Genomic DNA, 20,508 nt, shown 5'->3' with positions numbered 1-20,508 from the left:
TTTATCACCTAATTTGTCCGGGGTTGAGCATGCTCAACCCCGGCGTCATCATTACAAGAAGCTATGGACCCTGCCCTTTATCCTTGCGATTACAGCAACCCTCATTCTAAGTATCATCTCACTGTTTACCGGAGTATATGACATAAAGGGACAAGCGGACGGAATGGAGATGTTCTTCATCACCCGTGTCCCGAGAACCCTTGCATTAATGCTTACCGGCGCAGCAATGGCATTGTCAGGACTGGTCATGCAGCTTATTACACAGAATCGTTTAGTCGAACCTACCACAACAGGTACTATGGAATGGTCAGGCTTAGGGCTAATGTTAGTTTATCTGCTCTTTCCCGCCCCGACACTGGTGCTGAGAATGACTGGTGCCATTATTTTTTCTTTTCTGGGGACGATGATCTTCTTTATGTTTCTCAGAAAAGTTAAGCTCCGTTCGTCTCTGGTTGTTCCTATCATCGGCATGATGCTTGGGGCCGTCATTTCGGCATTCTCAACGTTCGTCGGTCTGGTATTCCAAATGACGCAAAATATTGAAAGCTGGTTTGTAGGCTCCTTCTCGCCGGTGCAAATCGGCAGGTATGAGTACCTATGGATTATTGTATTGATTACTGCGCTGATTTTTATTTTTGCTGACCGGCTGACGCTGGCAGGACTGGGGGAAGATGTAGCTACTACTCTCGGTGCAAATTATAACCGGATTGTGCTCTTGGGCACTGGTCTCATTTCTTTAGCCGTTGGTATTGTTGCTGCTGTAATCGGCAGCCTGCCGTTTTTAGGATTAATCGTACCCAACATTGTTTCCATGTTCCGGGGTGACGATCTGCGGAGCAATCTGCCCTGGGTGTGCGTGTTAGGGATGGCCACCATTACCGCATGTGATATTCTGTCCCGGGTCCTTATTATGCCTTTTGAAATACCTGTCTCGATGATACTGGGTACAGTGGGGGCAATTGTATTTATCGTCATATTGCTAAGACAAAGGAGGTCAAAAAGGAGAATAAGATGAGCGAACTAGCCAGCAGAAATCCCCTCAATGTTAAACTTGATGCTAGCCGGGCACCCAAAGTAAGATCTGCCAGAGCCTTCCGCACCAGAAAAGAAGAAAAGCAATACTGGATTTTACTCACCGCCTTGATTGTTTTTGGCGTTATTTCTTCGTGTGGGCTGCTCCTATATAACAATCCGGTTCCGGTAACCTCTCCTTCCTTCATCCCTGTTGTTACAAGAAGAGTTGTTGCCCTCGTCTCCATGCTGATCGCTGCCATTTGCCAAAGCTTATCTACAGTTGCTTTTCAGTCGATTACGAATAACAGGATTATCACCCCGTCACTTTTAGGCTTTGAAGCTATTTATTCAACCATTCATTCAAGTACCATCTTTTTCCTTGGTGCGACGATATTTGTTAATTTCAGCGGGGTTGATTCCTTTTTATATCAGGTTGCCGCTATGGTTGTGATGTGTCTGATTCTCTACGGGTGGCTCCTATCCGGAAAATACGGCAATTTACAGCTCCTGCTGTTAGTCGGTATTATTATCGGGACCGGACTGAGAAGTGTATCCTCCTTTATGAGAAGGCTGCTTGCCCCGTCCGAGTTTGATATTTTACAGGCGAAATTGTTTGCTTCAGTCAATAATGCGGATTCCGCCTATTTCCCGGTTGCCATCCCGATTGTCATCATTGCTGCCGCCCTGCTGCTTGCTAATGCCAAGAGGCTGAATGTGCTTGCGCTGGGCAAGGATGTCTCTACTTCTCTGGGCACCAGACATCAGAGCAGTGTAATTTATACACTCGTCCTGATCTCCATTCTGATGGCCATATCAACGGCTTTGGTCGGACCACTGACCTTCTATGGCTTTCTGGTTGCCACTTTGACCTATCAGGCCGCACAAACCTATGATCACAGATATGTATTCCCCATGGCTCTTGCCATCGGCTTTGCGATCCTGACCAGTGCATACTTTGTCATGAACCATATTTTTAATGCCCAAGGGGTTGTCTCTATTATTATAGAGATGGTTGGCGGACTGACCTTTTTAATTCTGATTTTAAGAAAGGGTTCTTTATGATACAGATAGACAATGTCAAAAAGTCCTATGGGGATGAAGTTGAAATCGGCCCTTTGAATATTACCATTCCAAAAGCCGGCCTCACTTCCTTAATTGGCCCCAACGGTGCCGGTAAATCTACGACACTGCTGATGATCGGAAGACTTTTGGATATGGACGAAGGCCTTATTAAGGTTGCCAATCTGGATGTTACTAAATCCAAATCAAGCCACCTTGCCAAAATCGTGACTGTTCTCCGGCAGGAAAATCATTTTGTTACGAGGCTTACAGTCAGACAGCTTGCAGGATTTGGGCGTTTCCCTCATTCCAAGGGGAGATTAACTCAGGAGGATGAAGCAATCATTACTAAATATATTGATTTTCTGAACCTGACTGATCTTGAGAACAGATACCTGGATGAGCTTTCCGGCGGTCAAAGACAGAGAGCCTATGTAGCAATGGTTCTGTGCCAGGAGACGGAATACGTGCTGTTGGACGAGCCCCTGAACAATCTTGATGTTGCCCGCTCTGTACAGATGATGGAGCATCTAAAGTACGCCGCCCATGAATTCGGAAGAACCATTCTGACCGTTATGCATGATATTAATTTCGCCGCCAAATATTCGGACCGGATATGTGCTATGAAGGACGGGCAGATTGCCGCATTTGGACCGGTGGATGAGGTTATGCAGCCGGAGATTTTAACAGATATTTTTGAAACGAAAATCGAAATCATCGCCGGTCCCTACGGGCCGATAGCGATCTATTAGTTACATAGGTTAGTATATGATTAGTATTAGTCACAAAAAAAGAAGATCCCGGGGGATCTTCTTTTTTATGCTTTATTTATTTCTTCAAGCTCTGCAGGTAAGCATCTGCTTCCTCATAAGTCGGGTAGTGTACAGCAAAGCTTCCGAAGAGTCTCTTCATCTGCATCTTCCAGATTGGAGAGTTAGCTACATATACCCAGCCGCCAAGGCCGTTGGCAACTGCCATTTCGCCTGTAGGCGCAAGCATTGCAGCAACCTCAGGAGACAGGATCGTCGGGGAGCCTGTTACATCTGTAATCCCGGTGAAGCCCGGCTTCAGCTGCTTCATAGCTTTTTCGAACTCAGAGATGTAAGAAGGTACGTCTGCTTCAGTCAGGCCCATTGCTTTTACAACCACTTGATTTTTCTGAGAGTTAACTTCCATTGTGAACGGCATGTTGATTCCTCCAAGTATAATATTAAATCATATGTACATATGATTTATATCGGTTTTGATTTACGGTTTGTTGAGAGAAAAAGGAATATAATTAATGTATTTAATAATATACAGTTCCCTGTCAGGAAACGCTATTATTTGGTAGCTGAATAGCCACCATCAATCAGATGAACAGTACCTGTAATGAATGCGGCCTCGTCACTCAGCAGGAAGCAGACGAAATTCGCCACCTCTTCAGGAGTCCCGTAGCGCTTAAGGGCTGTGCCGGAGGCGATAGCCGACTGCAGGCCTTCCACATCATCCGACAGCAGGCGCTCATAGCGGCCCATCATTACTGTCGGAACCGGTCCCGGGGCCAGTACGTTAGCACGGATGTTAAGCGGACCTACCTCAGCCGCAACGGACTTGGTCAAACCGATAATTGCATGCTTGCTTGCAGAGTAAGCTGCATCGCCTGCCATACCGATTGTGCCGTGCAGGGAGGCACAGTTCAGAATGGATGAACCTGACGTCATATGCGGAAGCGCATATTTCATCATCATAAACTGGCTGTTGAGATTAGTAGCGATAACCCGTTCAAACGTTTCGACAGGGTAGTCAACTACAAGCGTGTTGTCACCGGTGATGGCTGCGTTGTTATACAGGCAGTCAATTTTACCGTAGCGTTCGATGGTTTCCTTGATAATGCCCTGTACAACAGGCTCCTTAGAAACGTCGCCCTGGATAAAGAGCGCTTCTCCACCCTGTTCAGTGATTTCACGGACAGTAGCTTTTCCCGATTCGGAAATGGTCACACAGACTACTGATGCACCTTCACTGGCAAGCTTGAGAGCTGTAGCCCGTCCTATACCGCTTCCTGCTCCGGTTACGACTGCTACTTTCCCACTAAATCTGCTACTCATCTAAACACCGCTTTCTGGATGTAATTTGCTGGCTTTGCCGTTTGAATCCCCGGAATGACAAGCATAAAAAGGGCTTGCCGGGCAATCCCGGATGATTCGGTAATGGAGCGGCAGCATCCCCGCTCTCTTACAATTCGCCCTCATGCGAGCTTTTTCGACAAATTAGTTAAATTGTACCATAGATTCTGCTTATCGAATACTGTTTTTTATAAAATAATGCACTGTTATCAGATTTTTTTATTAAAAAGCGTAAAAAAAGAGAGCCGGTTAGCGGCTCCCTGCATTTTTATGAAATTTATATGTGAATTCTCTTTATTTGGCTGTGTACAGCTTGGTCTTCATCAAAGCTTCAAGGAATGAAAATTTACTGAAGGCAGTTCCGCCCTGAGCCAGCGGATCTACCAGGTTCACATACACGTTGCCGCTCTTTACAGCCTTCAGGCTCTTCCAGATCGCATTCTTCTGCAGGTCTTCCAGTGCCTTAGGATTGTCCTTGTTCTCATCTGCCGAGAATTGGACAAACAGGTAATCCGGATTAATTGCGGCGAAGGCTTCCAGTGAAATGTTCTGCTGGGCTTTCACGGACTGGATTTCTTTTGGTACGGATGCACCAAGATCAGCATAAATGGAACGGTTGAAGAAGACATCCTTCGGATACAGGAACAGGCTGCCGCTGCGGATGCGAACCGCAACTACTGTCTTGTCTTTGAATTTAGGTGCAAGCTTAGCCTTGGCCACCTTCAATTCATTCTGGTATTTCACGATTGCTGCGGTTGATTCCTTTTCTTTACCGGTCAGCTTCGCAAGCAGCTTCAGGTTGTCCATCCAGTCTGTGGCGATATGGGATACAGGAATAGTAGTTGCAATCTTTGACAGCTTCTCGGTCGTTTCAGCCGGGAACTTGGTGGTACCCAGAATAACATCAGGCTTGAGCTTCAGAATGGCTTCAAAGTCAGGCTCAGTTTTTTCGCCGATCCCCTTTACTCCGGTTGAAATTTTAGAGAACAATGAAGGGAATTTCCCCCCCACTGTAATCATGCCCTTTGGCTTAAAGTTCAGCACCAGCGCATCTTCCATTGCTTCCAGCGCGCCGGCGATAACAATATTGTCAGTCTTGGCCGGAACAGTATACACCTTACCTTTATAAGTAATCTTTTGCGTGGCCGTTGTGGCTTTTGCAACGTTGACTGGAGCCGCATTCACACTTGCTGCCGAACCGATACTCAGTGCCATAACCCCGGCAAGCACCAAACCCATCATTCTCTTTTTCATAGCCTACTACCACTCTCCAAACTGTATTTTGTTAATAATGAGAATCATTATCATAGTAGTTATGATAGAGAAATCTGCAGCCTTTGAACATGGATTATTCGGGCAAATAGCATGGACGAACTGCTAAAGATAGCATGGGCGGTGCTATCTTTTAACAGCAAGGCAATAATTCACGTTGTCAAACGCGCTAATATGATGTCCAGGGTGGCTGTCATTATAAGCTTTGAAAAGCTCGCTGTTTATCTCTGCCGGATTGAGATGGCGGTAGATTAAGAGTCCGCATGCTTCCAGCAGCTGCTCCAGCTCGCTATAAGCATAGCTTGCCTGCATCGGCTCGCCCGACTGCGCAGCCAGTACCACAAGCTTCTGCGTCCGTTCTCCCGCCGAGGGGGTAAAGGTATGCTCATCAGGATAGTCAAACACAAAGCTGCTTCCGGCCGGAAGCAGGGCTGCAAGGCCGGACAGCAATTGCCTGAAGACAGCCTTAGGCAGATAATAGCTGATGCCAAGCAGACTGATGAAGCTGATAACTTCCCGGTTAAACCCCGGAGCCGCCTGAAGAAGCTGCAGCCAGTCGGATTCAGCCAGATCAGCCGGAATATAATGTACATTGTCCGGCTTGACCGGGAGCATTGCGGCAATCCGCCGCTGCTTGTCAGCCGCTGTTGCCGGATGATCAATCTCATAGATCTGCAGCTGGCGGGCCCACCGGGGCTGGCGGAAGGCAAAGCTGTCATAGCCGGCTGCCAGGATAAGATATTGGCCGGCTCCCTGCATCACAGCCACGTAAAGCGCCTGCTCAGTGAAGGCTGCCCGGCCAAGCGGAGTCGGGGACAGCTGGTAATCGACTACAGCGCGCAATGACTCCTCCTGTGTCCCGCTGAAATCCGGCAGAAAGAACCCGGCTCCCTGCGACATATGCTGACCGATGCTGAAGTATTCCTCATCGCTCAGCATAGCGCGTGCCAGGCTGTCATCAAATACGGGCTGCCGGTTATGCTCTGCGTGATAGGCTCTTGCAAACGCGCTGACGAGTGCAGTAAAACTTTTATTTTCCATTAATATTCACCTCAATTCAGTTGTAACATCCGGCCAGCCGAACAAACAATACTTGATTTTTATGTTAATATATGGTATAATAAAGCTATGAAATTTGTTGGTTTCACATTTCCGTCATATATTAAGATGTTTTTTATATAAAAAGGACTGAACCGCATGCTCCTCAGGGCATGCGGTTCAGTCCTTTTTCCTGTGATTTCATCCTAATAAATAATACCGCTACCCTTCTGTTTATTTCAGGCCGCTCTGCGCTTTATTCAGCAGCTTGCCGTCAGAAAAGGTGAGCACGGCATTGCCTCCCGTATCCGCTGCACCCGTGTAAGTGTATACAATCATTCCTTCTGATTCACTCAGCGCCTGGCCGTCTCCGCCGATAATTGCCTTCACCTCATCATAGGTCATGCCTATGTTGAGCTGCTGATATTGCGCAAAAGTAATAATTACGCCATCCCCTTGACCTGCCGGCCCATTTCCGGCGGATGGACTGTTTGCAGGAGAAGGCTGCGGGGCTGCACTGCCCTCTGCCTGCAGCGCAGCAATCCGCTGCTCCAGCTCCGTTATCTGCTGCTTTTGCATGGCAAGCTCCTGTTCCAGGACAGCCGTGCGTTTCTGCAGGCTGTCTAAACTGGACTGCCCCTGTTCATTAGCGGCGGAACCGCAGGCAGTAAGTGTCAAAATCAGAACTCCGGCGAGAAGCGGTTGTGCTGCTCTCCGTAAAGAAGTATGTACTGACACAGACCAATACCTCCTATTGCTGTTATTCTAAATCTTCTGAAGACAATAAGTAATTTTATACCCTCGTCACGGCTGGCTGAAACAATTCCGTATACAAGTAGGCAAGAAGCGGAACCCTGCTTCCGCCTGCTACATTCAAAAGGGCAGCCCGTTAACAGGCTGCTCTTTCTAGCCGTTTAAAGCATCAGCGTTCAGTGTAGCCGTCTATCACCTGCTCCAGATAAGCTGATACTTCTTCTGTATGCTTATTTCCGGAGGCATCCAGCAGCGGGATCAGCCTGGTAATGATATTCAGCACCGTATTGTCTCCCGGCCCCTCCAGCAGAACATCATCATAGGCTCTGCGGAGCTCAGGGTCGAGCACGTTAGTATCATAATCGTAAGCAGGTGTGTTGTCTGCCCCCATCAGGAGTTTAGGAACAATATAGGAAAGCTCCTCACGCACAGCAGCTGCACGGTTCGATTTCGGATATTGGTCAACAAAATCACTCATGATGGCCGCTCTGCCGATTAGCTCATCCCATGTAATGATAATAGCAGCGTCGAAATCAGAAGGTTTGTTGGTCTCGGTAGCCATAATATCAATGTAGGCGGCAATGTCCTTGCCGATATGCAGCTTAAACACCTTGTAGCCCTCATAATGCATTACCGGATAATACATTCCCTCGCTGGTTTCCAGCTTGTAGCCCTTATCCCAGGTCTCTTCTATAAGCTTGCGTACACCCGAGTCCTTAACCCGCTTCAAAAGTTCTGTATAGGTGAGCTCATTGGTAACCTCAGCATCCATCAGCACCTTCTGCACATGCTCCGGGTAGATTTTCTCCGAGAAGCGGTCCAGCTCCGCCTTCTGGGCATTCTCCAGCTGCAGCGTCATCAAGGTTGCGTACCAGGATCCGGCTTTGCCAATATGATTGATCAGATATTTGCGAGCCTGGGCAAGGCTTGACGGATTGCTTACATATTTACTGAACTGGTTATAGACGGTCTGGGCTTCAGATGCTGAAGCCGCAGAGGCCGGCTGTACACCAACTGCAGCTGTACCGCCCGCGATAGTCAGCGCAGTGCCCAGCAGTATTGCTCTGCCTGTTTTCGCCATAGATTTCTGGAATCGTGTCATGTCATAGCCTCCTGTTATGTAATGTTTGGCCTATTCTGCCTATTGGACACATCTGGAATAAATGAAACTTCTCAGCAGTTACTGCCCGCCTTTACAACACTATAACCCCCTATAAATCTGCTTCAGCAATCAGCCGAATCATTTCTTCTGCCTGCAAGAGCGCTGACACCGGATCGGATAAAAAATAATGCTCCCACGGTAATTCAATCCACTTACGCCGGCCTGTATGATCAATTGTTGACGGATTCAGCTTTCTGCTGTCCAGCATATCCTGTTCACTCTTCAGAACCAGCGTATAATCCCCTGCATACTTGTTAACGTCCTCCCGGCTGATCCAGATAGAGTCCCGCCGCTGTACGAACAGCTCGTTCCATACCCTCCGGGCCGGCTGCAGGCCCAGCAGCCCGTAAGCCGCCCTTCCGCCGCGTGTGGCAGTATTGCCTACTACCTGTATGTCCTCGCTCCAGTTCGGGTCCATTACTGTGAAGGTGTGCCGGTCTCTGCGCTGACGGAGCATAACACCACGCAGACGGCTGACCCGCCGCCTGTACTCTGCAATCCACCGCTCAGCCTGCTCACTCCGGTTAAGAATTCGTCCCATCTCCGCTATGCCGTCCCTTATATTCCGGAACTCATCAGCCTCATATACAATAGTAGGAGCAATCCGTGAATAAGAAGCATACGCCGCTCTATTCCAAGTAATAATCAGGTCAGGCTCAAGTTCAAGAACTTTTTCGTGAGAGATAAGGTTGTGGTTACCTATATCCTCTATACCTGTGCTAATATACTGCCCGAGCAGCCGGTTACTGTCGAGCAGGGTATGAGGCGCCCCCAGCGGAGTCAGTCCCAGCGCCAGAACTTCACCGATACTCCAGTCTACTACAACCCGCTGCGGCTTGAATGGAACGATTATTTCGCCCAGCGGGGTATTTATTTTTCTGCTGCCCAATGGTTCTTGTCCATTCCGGCCACGCTCCTGCACCCTTACTTTATGAGCTGCTGTCTCAGCAGCCGCTTCCTCAAGCAGCAGGCTTCTTAAGCGGTTATCCGGAGCATGCCTGCCGGCCTGCGCCTCTTTTCTGTACAGCTCCGGTGCTATCCCGCTGTGCTTCTTAAAAAAACGGCTGAACGTAAAAGCATTGGCATAGCCTACCTGCTCGCCGATCTCCTGCAGTGTGGCCTCTGTCTGGAGAAGCAGCCCGCCGGCACGTTCCAGCCGCAGCCGGGCAAGGACCTGTCCCGGACTTGCTGAAAACCGCTTTTTGAACAATGTATTCAGAAACCGTGTGCTGCAGTCCGCAACAGCAGCTACATGTTCTATAGTAAGAGGCTCATTGCAATTCTCCAGCATATAACGAAGTGCTTTATTTACCCGGTCCGCACCGGGGAAATCTGCCTGCTGATGCAGCATCTGTTTGAACAGCTCATATAGCCATTGATAAAAGACAGAGGTGACACGCAGCCGCTCAAGCCTTGCTGTCTCCTGCCATGTTTCAATCAGCTCCTCCATCATTTCCAGCAGCGCAAGCGGGTAAGCCGGCTTCAGTCCATATTCGCAATGCAGCTCAGACCTATCTGTAGCCGTCTTCCGGTCTGGCCCCTTCTCCATCAAAGGCTCTGGCAGCAGGTAAGCAATCCGGTACAGCTCCATTGCTGAATCTGCTTCTGCACGCAAAAATGCCCCTTTACTTGAATGCAGCACGTACCAGCCTTCGGCTGTATGGAGCTTCTCGTTCAGCCAGAGCCGGCCGCAGCCCCGCACCAGCAGGAATGTATTTGAAGGAACCGGTTGTTCCTTGTATTCCGAGCCCTCTGCCAGTCGGCAACATCTGATGTCCAGCAGCCGCGCAGGGCGGTTATCCCAAAGTTCAATATAACGCTCAATGTTCATGACGGTTCTCCGTTTGCTTATTCATTTTGATTATGCTGATGAGGCTGACAGTTCCGAAACGGATATGCTGCCGGTTCCTGAATGGATATGGCACAACCCGCTCCCGGATACTATAGTGATAATAGTTCTCAATAAGAAAGAAGGTCGAATATGTTTACCAGGAATAGAACGGTTCAATTGGCTGTCATGATCATGATGATCACAGCTGTATTATTAGCAGGCTGCACGAAGCAGAATACAGGCAACGAACAGGCTGCTGCAGCTGAAGCAACACCGCAAACCCGGATGATTTCTACAGTTAAAGGTGAAATTGATGTCCCTCTGACTCCTGAGCGGGTGATCGTGGACTGGAACATCGGCCATGTGCTGGCGGTCGGTGTTACACCGGTCGGCGTTCCGGGAAGTCTGCTGGAGTACGGTGAATTTCTGCGTGAGCCGCTGCAGGGTGTGGAGGATATCGGCAATCACAATGAAGTTTCACTTGAAAAAATCATCGGATTGAATCCGGATCTGATCATCACCTGGAATCAGGATGCTTATGAGGCTTATGCCAAAATCGCTCCAACGGTTGTCTTCAATACCGCAGACTACGAAAGCATGCAGGAGGAAGTAAGTGCAATGGGCACTATCCTGAACCGTGAAAAAGAAGCGGAGCAGTGGAATGAATCCTTTGGCCAGCGGGCCGCCGCAGCAAGCAGTAAGGCGCTTGCCGCCGTTCCCCCAGGCGCAACCTTTACTATAGCGGACTTCAACTGGTTAACAAATGTAGGTATTGTCGGTAACAGCTCAAACCGCGGCGGCAAAGCCGTCTACGAGCTGCTTGGCCTGACTCCTGCACCCAAGGTTCAGGAAGCTCTCATAGCCAGAGGCGAAGAAAGTGCCGATGTCAGCTCAGAGGTATTTGACCAGTACGCCGGTGATTATCTGCTGATTATGAAGACGGAAGGAGCTGCTAACGAAACCATTCCTGAAGTATGGAACGGGCTTGACGCGGTGAAGAACGGCCGGCTGTATGAGCTGGATATTCACCAGTACCTCAGCTCAGACCCGTACACCTCGATTCTGCAGGCAGAGGATATTGCCGAGCGCCTGGCCAGCGGACAGACCAGGCTGCAATAACGGTTTACAGACAAGCCCTCCCCCGGTCATGCGCCGGGGAAGGGCTTGTCTAGTTCGTACGCATAAGCACATCTTCAGCCAGCAGCTCAAACCGGTTGCGCGAGATCGTAATCAGCCCGTCCTGGGCCATCCGCTGAAGCTCTCTGGATAAAGCGCTGCGGTCAACCGTCAGATAGTCGGCCAGGTCGCTGCGGCTGAACGGGATCTCGAAGCTGAGTGAATTGTTCTTCTGTGCCTGCAGGCTTAAATAATGCAGCACTCTTTCCCGCAGGGATTTGTGGGAGACCAGATCCAGCTTCTGGTAGACCGCACGGTTGTTCTCCAGCAGCAGCGCCATCATGTTCTCAATAATCCGCGCCCGGAGCTGGCAGGTCTGGCGTCCCGGCCGGATGATTTTGCTGATCTGGATGAACAGGATTCTGCAGTCCGAGCCTGCTACAGCTTCATAGCCGCTGGGCTCCTGCGCAAGCCGCAGCGCCGTCTCTCCCAATATGTCCCCGCTCTCCAGCTCCGAAAAAATAAGCCGGGTGCCTGAAATATTCTCCTTGCACAGCAGTACATTGCCGTACAAGATGATTCCGGCAGAATCCAGGAGTGCTTCCTGCTCAAATATAACATCCTTCCTGGCGTAATCCTTAACCGTACCCTGCAGACAATGCAGCGCTGCCAGCACCTCATGCTCCAGAAATCCTTTGAACAATACGGTGCTGCGGATTTTATCCATATATTCCTGCATATTTATCTTCCTCCTGTTGCCATGGCAACAGAGTTAAAGAGAAAACTCTGCTACAATTCAATAAATGAGAACGATTCTCATATTAAGCTCCATTATATCAAAAGCAGCAAAACTATCAACCAATACAGGAGGCCGACATGAGCGGAATCAGTGCGGGTACCGTAATCTCGCTAAAAGATATGATCGACATCAGGCCATACCGGATTGCCAGCAGGCCGCTCAGTTTTGAGGGCTTGCCCGGCGGTGATGCAGCAGCTCCAGGGTGGGTTCTCTATGCCATGGCTCAGGATGAGACCATCAGCTCTGAGACCTCGCCCTTCCCAAAGCTCATTTATGTGCTTGAAGGTGAGCTTCACATGCTGGTGGACGGCAGTGCCTGCTGCCTGACAGAAGGAAGCTCTTTATGGGTGCAGGCAGATACCTGGCATGAGTTCGCCGCTCCGGCAGGCGCCAAATTTCTGCAAATCAGACTTTAAACAGGGGGCTTATCATACATGGAACAAGAATTCTATATCAAAAAACTGCCGCAGGCAGAGGTTATTGATCTGCGCGAAATCATCACTGTTGAAGAGCAGCAGGTATCCAGCCTGACACTGGTGCAGCGCCCCAGCCTGGCTATGACGCTCCTGTCACTGGACAAAGGCTCTTCTATCGGGGGACATTCCTCTCCGGGCGATGCCATGGTCAATATCCTCTCAGGGCTGGCCCGCATCACTATAGCTGACAAAGAGTATAACGTAAAAGCCGGGGAGACTATTATTCTTCCGGCCAATATTCCGCATGCCCTGTATGCAGAGGAAGCCTTCCAGATGCTGCTCACAGTTGTAAAGCCGGAGAAGAAGGAGGTCCGTCTCAGTGAAAAAGGAAGTCGGGCATAATTTTCTGGCCAAGCTGGGCAAAAAAAGGCTGCGCCCCGGCGGCGTGGCTGCAACCAACTGGCTGATCGGACATTCCGGGCTGAGCAGTAACAGCAAGGTGCTTGAGGTTGCCTGCAATATGTGCACAACCTCCATTCAGCTGGCGCAGCAGTATCATTGCCAGATCACAGGAATCGATATGGATAACCGGGCTCTGGACAAAGCCAGAAGCAATATCCAGGCAGCCGGGCTTGAGGGTTACATCCAGGTGAAGCAGGGAAACGCGATGAAGCTGCCTTTTGCAGACAACAGCTTTGACGTAGTCATTAATGAAGCAATGCTGACCATGCTTAACCAGAACGCCAAGGAAAAGGCGGTTGCCGAGTACTTCCGCGTGCTTAAGCCAGGCGGTGTACTGCTGACACATGATATCACATTTGCCAAAGACAATATGGCGGATGAGCTCGCTGAGCTGCGCAGAACGATTAATGTCAACGTAGAGCCGCTGCCCGTCTCCAGCTGGGAAGGCCTGTTCAATGCTGCCGGCTTTCATAAGGTTGATCATTCAAGCGGCCGGATGTCTCTGATGAGCATAAAAGGCATGCTCCGCGATGAAGGCCTGGCGGGTACCCTGCGTATCTTCAGGAATGCCATGAAAAAGGAAAACCGTGAACAGTTCAAGAAGATGTACAGCTTCTTTAATACTACAGGTAAAGATCTGAACTATATCGCTGTGTGCAGCAGCAAGCAATAATCGCTATTTCCGGGCGGGGTCCGGATACAAAAAAAGGGTGTCTTCAGCTGCCGTTTCCACGGCCGCTGAAACACCTTTTTTGAGTTGGTTATATTAAGCTACAGCCTCCGCGCTTCTCCAGCGCAGCTTATACAGCTCAGGCAGCACTACGCCGAGCAGGACAAGCACAACCCCGATCCACTGCAGGCCGCTCACATGCTCATTCAGTACAAACGAGGACATCAGGACAGCTACCGGAAGCTCTGCAGCCCCAAGAATACCGGCCATGCCCCCGCCGATATGCGGTACACCGATTGCGAACATAACCGGCGGGATGAACGCGCCGAACAGTCCAAGCAGAAATCCGAACAGCAGCAGCGGTCCCCACAGCAGACCGTTAAAGAGGAAATGCGGCGGGAACAGGATGAACAGCAGCACCATACCGCCGGTTACCATCCATGCGCTGCGGTAGGCCGGGTGCGCTGCCGGAACAGCTTTGCCGCTGAAAATAATGAACATGGAGTAGCTGACAGCTGACAGCAGCCCCAGTGCAATGCCCAGCAGGTTAAATTGCGGGCTGCTCTGGCCCAGGACACCTGCAGCCAGCAGCGTGCCGCCGAACAGCATCAGCAGGGTCAGTACAGTGATTTTATCCGGACGCTGCCGCTTGCTGACAGCCTGAATCAGGACACTGATCCAGGTAAACTGGAACAGCAGAATAATAGCCAGTGATGCCGGAATGTAACGCAGAGACTGATAATACAGCAGCCCTGTAACTACAGTCGGCGCTCCGGCCATCATCAGCAGGCCCCGGTGCTTCCAGGTTAAGGCCTGGAAGGCAGGTTTGCCGCCGTCAGCAGGTGTGCTGCCGCTGCGCAGCTTACGGCCGGCTCTAGCCTTTGTGAACGCAGCCAGCAGCCAGGCAAGAATACAGCCGGTCAGCAGCTGAGTGCCCACAACCTCCCCCAGCTTGTAGCCCTGGCCGTAAGCCAGCACCACTATCGTTGATAAAATGCCGTAGCTCATCGCTCCGATAAGAACAGATAATAAGTATTTCATGTCTTTCATGTTGTATATGCCTCCTGAATGCTTTATGTCTGATAAAACGCCGGAACACGCAAAAAATCCTAACTCCGGGATAAGGACCGCTTAGGCGGGTCTTTATCATCGTAGTTAGGAAGAATAGGCTTCCTGTAGAAACCCCCGCCCTATCCATGCCTTAACGGCTGCGGGGTTATACGAGAAAATATTAGTGTTATTAGCATGACGACCTTTCATATGTTACACGGCAAGTCAGGTGGTGTCAACCCTTTTTTGTTCAAATTTTTAATTAATTAGTCCGGCTTCGGCTGAAGCCTTGTTCCAGCTCCAGACCTCCCCTGCGGCTCTGATCCGAATATCCCTGTAATATCAAAATCAGATATGTTACTATTTACAGGATAAAACCCAACAGAAAGTTCGTGATGTCACCAATGAAGCCCGATCCCCACTCTTTTGCTGTCCAGAAAAGGACACAACCATACAGCGAGACCCGCTGCTGGCAGCTGAATTCAGCCGCCGGAAGCTTCCCGGGGCAGCGTTACTCCCCTGAAGACCAGCGCTCGATTGACGAAGCTGCCGCTATTCTGGCGGGCGGCGGTACAGTCGCCTTTCCAACCGAGACGGTCTACGGCCTCGGCGCGGATGCACGGAACACAGCCGCTGTAGAGGCTGTGTTCGCCGCCAAGGGACGGCCTTCCGACAACCCGCTGATCGTGCATATTGCCGCACCGGGACAGCTTGAGGAATTTGCCGCCGGCGTAAGTGAAACCGCCGGCCTGCTGATGAAGGCCTTTTGGCCCGGCCCGCTGTCCATCGTGCTGCCGGTGCGCCCCGGTGTACTGTCTCCGCGTGTAACCGCGGGACTGGACACCGTTGCCGTGCGCATGCCGGATCATCCGGCGGCGCTGGCTCTGCTGGAGCGCTCCGGCTGCCCGGTGGCAGCACCGAGCGCGAACCGCTCCGGGCGGCCGAGTCCGACGACGGCCGCCCATGTGATCGAGGACCTCGCCGGATACATCGGCGGGGTCCTCGATGACGGGCCAACCGGAGTCGGCGTAGAGTCGACGGTTGTCCAGGTACTGCCGGACGGGACGGTCGCCGTGCTCCGTCCGGGCGGGATTACTGCCGAGCAGCTGTCGGCAGTAACCGGCACTGCCGTGGCTCCGCCGCCGCCGGAGGCTGGCGGAGCCGGTCATGCCGCCGGCGGCGGCAACCCGGCGCCGCGCTCGCCGGGCATGAAGTACACGCACTATGCGCCGCAGGGCTCGCTCTCGATCGTGAGCGGCATGTCGCCTCAGTGCGTGGCGGACAAGGCTTCCGCGCTGCTGCTGGAAGCGCGCGGGCGCAGCGAACAGACCGGCCTGCTGCTGTTCGAGGAGCACCGCGCTTTCTATCCGGAAGATGCAGCTGACCACATGGTTTCACTTGGCTCGCTGCACGCGCTGGAAGAAGCTGCACGTGCACTTTACAGTGCGCTGCGCTACTTCGATGAGGTCGAAGCCGGCTACATTATCGCCGAAGCCTGTCCGGAATCCGGCCTGGGCTCAGCAATCATGAACCGGCTGCGCAAGGCGGCCGGCGGTACAGTCATCAGCGCTGAAAAGTGATAAGCTGCAGCCGGATTCAAGACAATATCCCATGTGCCTGAGCGGGCGTCATGGGATATTTTTTTATATCAGGCCATGGGATTCGATATGCAGACCTAGCTCTACGGATTATGCTTTTTATTCTTCTAACAAGCGTAATTATGTATTTATTTCGGCATAATCAGTGTGACTCATGCTAAAAATCATGCATAAATATAACACTGATTGTAAGTTTTATAGAATTTATTGATTGCCCATCAAAAAAGAATTGATTGGTAATTCCATGTTAGGTTTTAGTAAAATTCTTTTAAATTCTTAATAATATCGGTTCACCCGCAGCAACCTAGCTTTACAACATACATAGACAGGGAGTGTTCGTTCAAGTGTCCACTATATCAACAACAGCGTCGGCTTCAGCCGAGGAATATGTACAAAGAGTTTACAGTGAGGTTGTCCGCCGTGATCCGCTGGAGCAGGAATTCCATCAGGCCGTAAAAGAAATTCTGGAATGTCTGGTCCCTGTGCTGTCACGCCATCCGCAATATGAGGCGAATGCTGTTCTGGAGCGGCTTGTTGAACCGGAACGCACCATCTCCTTCCGGGTCCCTTGGATAGATGAATCCGGCAAGGTACAGGTTAACCGCGGGTACCGGGTACAGTTCAACAGCGCAATCGGCCCATATAAAGGCGGCATACGCTTCCACCCTTCCGTATACTCGGGCATTATTAAATTTCTGGGCTTTGAACAGATATTCAAAAACTCCCTGACCGGCCTGCCGATCGGCGGCGGCAAGGGCGGCTCAGATTTTGATCCCAAGGGAAAAACGGACCGTGAGGTGATGGCATTCACCCAGAGCTTCATGACCGAGCTGTACCGGCACATCGGCCCCGACACGGACATCCCTGCCGGCGATATCGGCGTAGGTGCTCGCGAGATCGGCTATATGTTCGGTCAATACAAGCGTATCCGCGGCGGCCATGAGGGCGGCGTGCTGACCGGAAAAGGCCTGCTCTACGGCGGAAGCCTGGCCCGTAAGGAAGCCACCGGCTACGGCCTTGTCTATTTTGTTCAGGAGATGCTGGCGGCTGAGGGGCATGATTTTGAGGGGCAGACAGTGGTCGTCTCCGGCTCAGGCAATGTTTCCATCTACGCCATTGAGAAGCTTCAGCAGCTTGGAGCAGTTGTCGTAGCCTGCAGCGACTCCGGCGGATACATCTATGATCCGCAGGGCATCAATCTGGATACGGTCAAGCGGCTGAAGGAGCAGGAGCGCGCCCGGATCAGCGAATATGTTAACGAGCATCCGCATGCTCAGTATTCGGAAGGCAGCACGGGTATCTGGACAATCCCCTGCCAGATTGCCCTTCCGTGTGCTACGCAAAATGAGCTCGATGAGGTTGCGGCTCGCAAGCTTGTGGCCAATGGCGTACTTGCTGTCGGCGAAGGCGCTAATATGCCCTCCACTCTGCCGGCGATCAATTACTTCCTGCAGCAGGGAACCCTCTTCGCACCGGCCAAAGCTGCTAATGCGGGCGGTGTTGCTGTCTCCGGTCTTGAGATGAGCCAGAACGGCATGCGGCTCTCCTGGTCCTTTGAAGAAGTGGATGAACGGCTGCGGCAGATTATGAAGAACATCTACCGCAGCAGCGTGCGGGCTGCCGAGGAGTATGCCCTGCCGGGCAACCTGGTGGCTGGCGCGAATATCGCCGGCTTCCTGAAGGTTGCGGATTCCATGCTGGCTCAGGGTGTGGTCTAGGGGAACTGGCTTCTCTAACCAGTGCAGTCACTGGTTTGTTAGCTGCACTGTCACCGCAGGATAAATGATGTGGAAATTCTCCAGCTATTGTTAATGTTAAATACCCGGTAAAGCAATCAGTTGGAAAAAAGCAACCTAATTCCGCTGTTTCCGCACATAAGGGGCCAAACGTCCAAAACAGGTGGCGATTATCCAACTAATCATCTGATTATATGGATTTTCCCGGATCTAGATGGACAAAATCCATCTACATGCCCTGGCCACGCCTCTGCCCCATCCAGCTGAGCCCCAATATAAAAAAACGCGCCGTTTAGAAATCAGCGGCGCGTTTTTTTTATATTGTATATCCGTTTAACTCAGCAGCGTCTACAGCAGCTCACGGCGCAGCTCTTCCGGCGATTTCGGCGAGAGGTAGCCGAGTGGAATATCGAATACCGTTTTGGCTCCGGAAGCCCCTTCCGCACTCAGACGGGCAGCCGCTCTCGTATAGGCGATCAGCACGCTGGCGGTGAATTCAGGATTGCTGTCCAGCTTCAGCCCGAACTCAGCGATCTGTCTGTTACCGTTACCGGTTACTCCGCTGCGGATCACGAAGCCGCCATGCGGCATTCCGGAATGCTCACTGGCAAGCTCTTCTTCGGTAATAAATGTCACCGTAGTATTGTAATCAGCAAAATAATCCGGCATATTAACAATGGTCTCGCGGATGGCAGCCTGATCAGCTCCGGCTTCTGCTACAACATAGCAATTACGGTTGTGCTTGTCCCGGGTTGCCAGCTCAGGCGTTTCTCCCGAACGGATACGCTCAATGACTTCCTCAACCGGAACCGTATACTGGACGCCTGCTTTGACTCCCGGTACCCGGCGGATTGCATCGGAGTGGCCCTGGCTGACGCCTTTACCCCAGAAGGTGTAGTCATGTCCTTCCGCCAGTACGGACTGCATCAGCAGACGGTTCATGGAGAACAAGCCAGGGTCCCAGCCGGTTGAGATAACGCCGACCTTTCCCCCCTCCAGAGCGGCTGCATTTACTTTTTCATAAAACTCTGGAATCTTGGCATGGGTATCAAAGCTGTCTACAGTATTGAACAGCTTGGCCAGCTGCGGAGTCTGCTCCGGCAGATCTGTCGCTGAGCCGCCGCACAGAATCATTACATCGATTTTATCTATGTACTCCTTTGCGTCTGCTAGGCGCTCCACCTTAAGGCCTGTCTCCTTGGCAAGACCCTCCGGATCTCTGCGTGTAAACACAGCAGCCAGCTCCATATCCGGATTCTGTTTGATTGCCTGCACTACACCCTTACCCAAGTTCCCGTAGCCTGCAATTCCTACTCTAATACGTCTGTTCATGTTGTTCCTCCCCTGCCGGAAGCTTCCGGTGAATTTGTGATGTCTTAAATTACAAGTATATATACATAACATGAAATGTAAACATTTTTTTTAATAAACACCTACCAAACTATTCGCACGATAAAATGAGCCGTTTTGTTCATATTCGCACAAAGGAAACATATGTTCCCGGCAGTTGTTTGGTGGTATATTATTCTACAGGATCACTTTTTAAAAATTGGAGGTCATACACAAAAATGAAATTTCAAGATATTCAAGACAATCCCGTTCCAAGGATTCACAGAAATATTGCACGGCTCCCGGAGCTAGATATGTTTTATCTCGATACACAGACACCTGGACCTGTTATTGTATGTCTGCACGGCAGATGGGGACGGGCAGAGACTTGGATTGACTTTATGGAGCATTATGGGAACCAATACCGGATAATCGCCCCAGATCAGCGGGGACACGGGCTGAGCGGCAAACCGGTGTCCAAATATACCGCGGAAGAAATGGCAGCCGATGTTGCGGCACTGCTTGATTATTTAAATATCACAAAGGTCATCCTGGTAGGTCACTCCATGGGCGGACAAGTGGCAGGATATACAGCTGCAAGATATCCTTCATACATACAGGCATTAGCCATCCTCGATAAGTCTCCTGCAGGACCTGAACAGCGCAGCAATCTGCAGCTCGAACAGATGGACCTGTCAGATCCGGTAACCAGAGACTGGCCCCTGCCCTTTTCCAGCCTTAAGGAGGCTATGTTCTGCATCAGGCAGGCAACAGATTCGGACTTGAGCTACCAGTATTTTATGAACAGTCTGACTGAAACGGCGGAGGGCTATCAAATGTTATTCTCTCCGCAGGCAATGGGCGCTAATATTGCATATAACATGGATTGGTACCATCTGCTGCCGGATATTAAGTGCAGAACCCTGATAATTAGGGCAAAGAATAGCGAAGCAGTCCCTGATAAAGCTCTCTTCAAAATGAAGAAGCTCCTGGCCAAATGCTCTGACTTTGAGATGTCTCACCCTAACCATAATGTTCATCTGTCAAATCCCGCGGAGTTCTATGCCTGCTTCGACCCGTTTTTGACATGACCGC

20 protein-coding genes and 1 riboswitch are annotated in these 20,508 nt (G+C 50.9%); of the genes, 10 read left to right on the top strand and 10 right to left on the bottom strand.

Annotation, left to right across the window (positions count from 1 at the left end; all coding sequences use genetic code 11):
• The first annotated feature begins 13 nt into the window (after positions 1-13).
• From R70331_RS13405 to R70331_RS13395, 3 genes are read left to right on the top strand one after another with little or no spacing between them, the layout of a single operon-like run.
• Positions 14-1,015, top strand: coding sequence for an ABC transporter permease (locus tag R70331_RS13405; protein WP_442950582.1), 1,002 nt, complete (start codon positions 14-16; stop codon positions 1,013-1,015).
• Positions 1,012-2,076, top strand: coding sequence for an iron chelate uptake ABC transporter family permease subunit (locus tag R70331_RS13400; RefSeq protein ID WP_042176230.1), 1,065 nt, complete (start codon positions 1,012-1,014; stop codon positions 2,074-2,076). The genes R70331_RS13405 and R70331_RS13400 overlap by 4 nt, the downstream gene beginning before the upstream one ends.
• Positions 2,073-2,825, top strand: a complete 753-nt coding sequence (locus R70331_RS13395) for an iron ABC transporter ATP-binding protein (protein ID WP_042176228.1) — start codon at positions 2,073-2,075, stop codon at positions 2,823-2,825. Before R70331_RS13400 ends, R70331_RS13395 begins: the two co-directional genes overlap by 4 nt.
• Before the next feature lie 76 nt (positions 2,826-2,901).
• On the opposite strand, the gene R70331_RS13390 is transcribed toward R70331_RS13395, so the two are convergent.
• The 7 genes from R70331_RS13390 to R70331_RS13360 form a co-directional block, all read right to left on the bottom strand.
• Positions 2,902-3,261, bottom strand: a complete 360-nt coding sequence (locus R70331_RS13390) for an MDR/zinc-dependent alcohol dehydrogenase-like family protein (protein ID WP_052419047.1) — start codon at positions 3,259-3,261, stop codon at positions 2,902-2,904.
• A 134-nt stretch (positions 3,262-3,395) separates the two neighbouring features.
• Positions 3,396-4,163: an SDR family NAD(P)-dependent oxidoreductase gene (locus R70331_RS13385; RefSeq protein ID WP_042176225.1), complete on the bottom strand. Its 768-nt coding sequence runs from the start codon at positions 4,161-4,163 to the stop codon at positions 3,396-3,398.
• A 312-nt stretch (positions 4,164-4,475) separates the two neighbouring features.
• Entirely contained in the window at positions 4,476-5,435 is a 960-nt protein-coding gene (locus tag R70331_RS13380) for an ABC transporter substrate-binding protein (protein ID WP_042176222.1), read from the bottom strand.
• Positions 5,436-5,579: 144 nt separating this feature from the next.
• Complete coding sequence (locus tag R70331_RS13375; protein ID WP_042176220.1) at positions 5,580-6,494, bottom strand: class I SAM-dependent methyltransferase; 915 nt, start codon at positions 6,492-6,494, stop codon at positions 5,580-5,582.
• A gap of 231 nt (positions 6,495-6,725) precedes the next feature.
• Positions 6,726-7,229 carry a hypothetical protein gene (locus R70331_RS32070; RefSeq protein ID WP_042176218.1) on the bottom strand — a complete coding sequence of 168 codons (504 nt, stop codon included), beginning with the start codon at positions 7,227-7,229 and terminating at the stop codon, positions 6,726-6,728.
• Between the two features lie 184 nt (positions 7,230-7,413).
• Positions 7,414-8,346, bottom strand: coding sequence for a hypothetical protein (locus R70331_RS13365; RefSeq protein WP_042176215.1), 933 nt, complete (start codon positions 8,344-8,346; stop codon positions 7,414-7,416).
• Positions 8,347-8,455: 109 nt separating this feature from the next.
• The gene (locus tag R70331_RS13360; RefSeq protein WP_042176213.1) at positions 8,456-10,237 is read right to left on the bottom strand and encodes an AraC family transcriptional regulator; all 1,782 of its coding nucleotides are present in this window, start codon (positions 10,235-10,237) and stop codon (positions 8,456-8,458) included.
• A 150-nt stretch (positions 10,238-10,387) separates the two neighbouring features.
• Between R70331_RS13360 and R70331_RS13355 the strand changes: the two genes are divergently transcribed.
• Positions 10,388-11,356: an ABC transporter substrate-binding protein gene (locus R70331_RS13355; protein WP_042176211.1), complete on the top strand. Its 969-nt coding sequence runs from the start codon at positions 10,388-10,390 to the stop codon at positions 11,354-11,356.
• Positions 11,357-11,405: 49 nt separating this feature from the next.
• Here R70331_RS13355 and R70331_RS13350 read toward each other — a convergent pair whose 3' ends face one another.
• Positions 11,406-12,092 carry a Crp/Fnr family transcriptional regulator gene (locus R70331_RS13350; protein WP_042176208.1) on the bottom strand — a complete coding sequence of 229 codons (687 nt, stop codon included), beginning with the start codon at positions 12,090-12,092 and terminating at the stop codon, positions 11,406-11,408.
• 137 nt (positions 12,093-12,229) lie between these two features.
• Between R70331_RS13350 and R70331_RS13345 the strand changes: the two genes are divergently transcribed.
• The 3 genes from R70331_RS13345 to R70331_RS13335 are packed head-to-tail and all read left to right on the top strand — an operon-like array spanning position 12,230 to position 13,703.
• Positions 12,230-12,568: a cupin domain-containing protein gene (locus tag R70331_RS13345; protein ID WP_042176206.1), complete on the top strand. Its 339-nt coding sequence runs from the start codon at positions 12,230-12,232 to the stop codon at positions 12,566-12,568.
• 18 nt (positions 12,569-12,586) lie between these two features.
• Positions 12,587-12,970, top strand: a complete 384-nt coding sequence (locus tag R70331_RS13340; protein WP_042176203.1) for a cupin domain-containing protein — start codon at positions 12,587-12,589, stop codon at positions 12,968-12,970.
• Positions 12,948-13,703 carry a class I SAM-dependent methyltransferase gene (locus R70331_RS13335; RefSeq protein WP_042176201.1) on the top strand — a complete coding sequence of 252 codons (756 nt, stop codon included), beginning with the start codon at positions 12,948-12,950 and terminating at the stop codon, positions 13,701-13,703. The genes R70331_RS13340 and R70331_RS13335 overlap by 23 nt, the downstream gene beginning before the upstream one ends.
• Before the next feature lie 93 nt (positions 13,704-13,796).
• Here R70331_RS13335 and R70331_RS13330 read toward each other — a convergent pair whose 3' ends face one another.
• Positions 13,797-14,741: an EamA family transporter gene (locus R70331_RS13330; RefSeq protein ID WP_042182622.1), complete on the bottom strand. Its 945-nt coding sequence runs from the start codon at positions 14,739-14,741 to the stop codon at positions 13,797-13,799.
• Positions 14,742-14,832: 91 nt separating this feature from the next.
• A riboswitch (purine riboswitch) is annotated at positions 14,833-14,944 on the bottom strand.
• A 210-nt stretch (positions 14,945-15,154) separates the two neighbouring features.
• Between R70331_RS13330 and R70331_RS13325 the strand changes: the two genes are divergently transcribed.
• Both R70331_RS13325 and gdhA read left to right on the top strand, forming a co-directional pair.
• Entirely contained in the window at positions 15,155-16,330 is a 1,176-nt protein-coding gene (locus R70331_RS13325; RefSeq protein ID WP_042176198.1) for an L-threonylcarbamoyladenylate synthase, read from the top strand.
• Between the two features lie 362 nt (positions 16,331-16,692).
• Complete coding sequence (gene gdhA / locus R70331_RS13320) at positions 16,693-18,066, top strand: NADP-specific glutamate dehydrogenase (protein WP_042176195.1); 1,374 nt, start codon at positions 16,693-16,695, stop codon at positions 18,064-18,066.
• A gap of 366 nt (positions 18,067-18,432) precedes the next feature.
• Here gdhA and R70331_RS13315 read toward each other — a convergent pair whose 3' ends face one another.
• The gene (locus R70331_RS13315; protein WP_042176192.1) at positions 18,433-19,416 is read right to left on the bottom strand and encodes a diaminopimelate dehydrogenase; all 984 of its coding nucleotides are present in this window, start codon (positions 19,414-19,416) and stop codon (positions 18,433-18,435) included.
• Between the two features lie 236 nt (positions 19,417-19,652).
• Between R70331_RS13315 and R70331_RS13310 the strand changes: the two genes are divergently transcribed.
• Positions 19,653-20,504, top strand: a complete 852-nt coding sequence (locus R70331_RS13310) for an alpha/beta fold hydrolase (protein WP_042176189.1) — start codon at positions 19,653-19,655, stop codon at positions 20,502-20,504.
• Positions 20,505-20,508 lie beyond the last annotated feature (4 nt).

This window comes from Paenibacillus sp. FSL R7-0331 (assembly GCF_000758645.1).
Taxonomy (GTDB): Bacteria; Bacillota; Bacilli; order Paenibacillales; family Paenibacillaceae; genus Paenibacillus_AQ; species Paenibacillus_AQ camerounensis.
The sequence above is the reverse complement of the archived record's forward strand: the minus strand, read 5'-3'. Positions and strand labels throughout refer to the sequence as shown.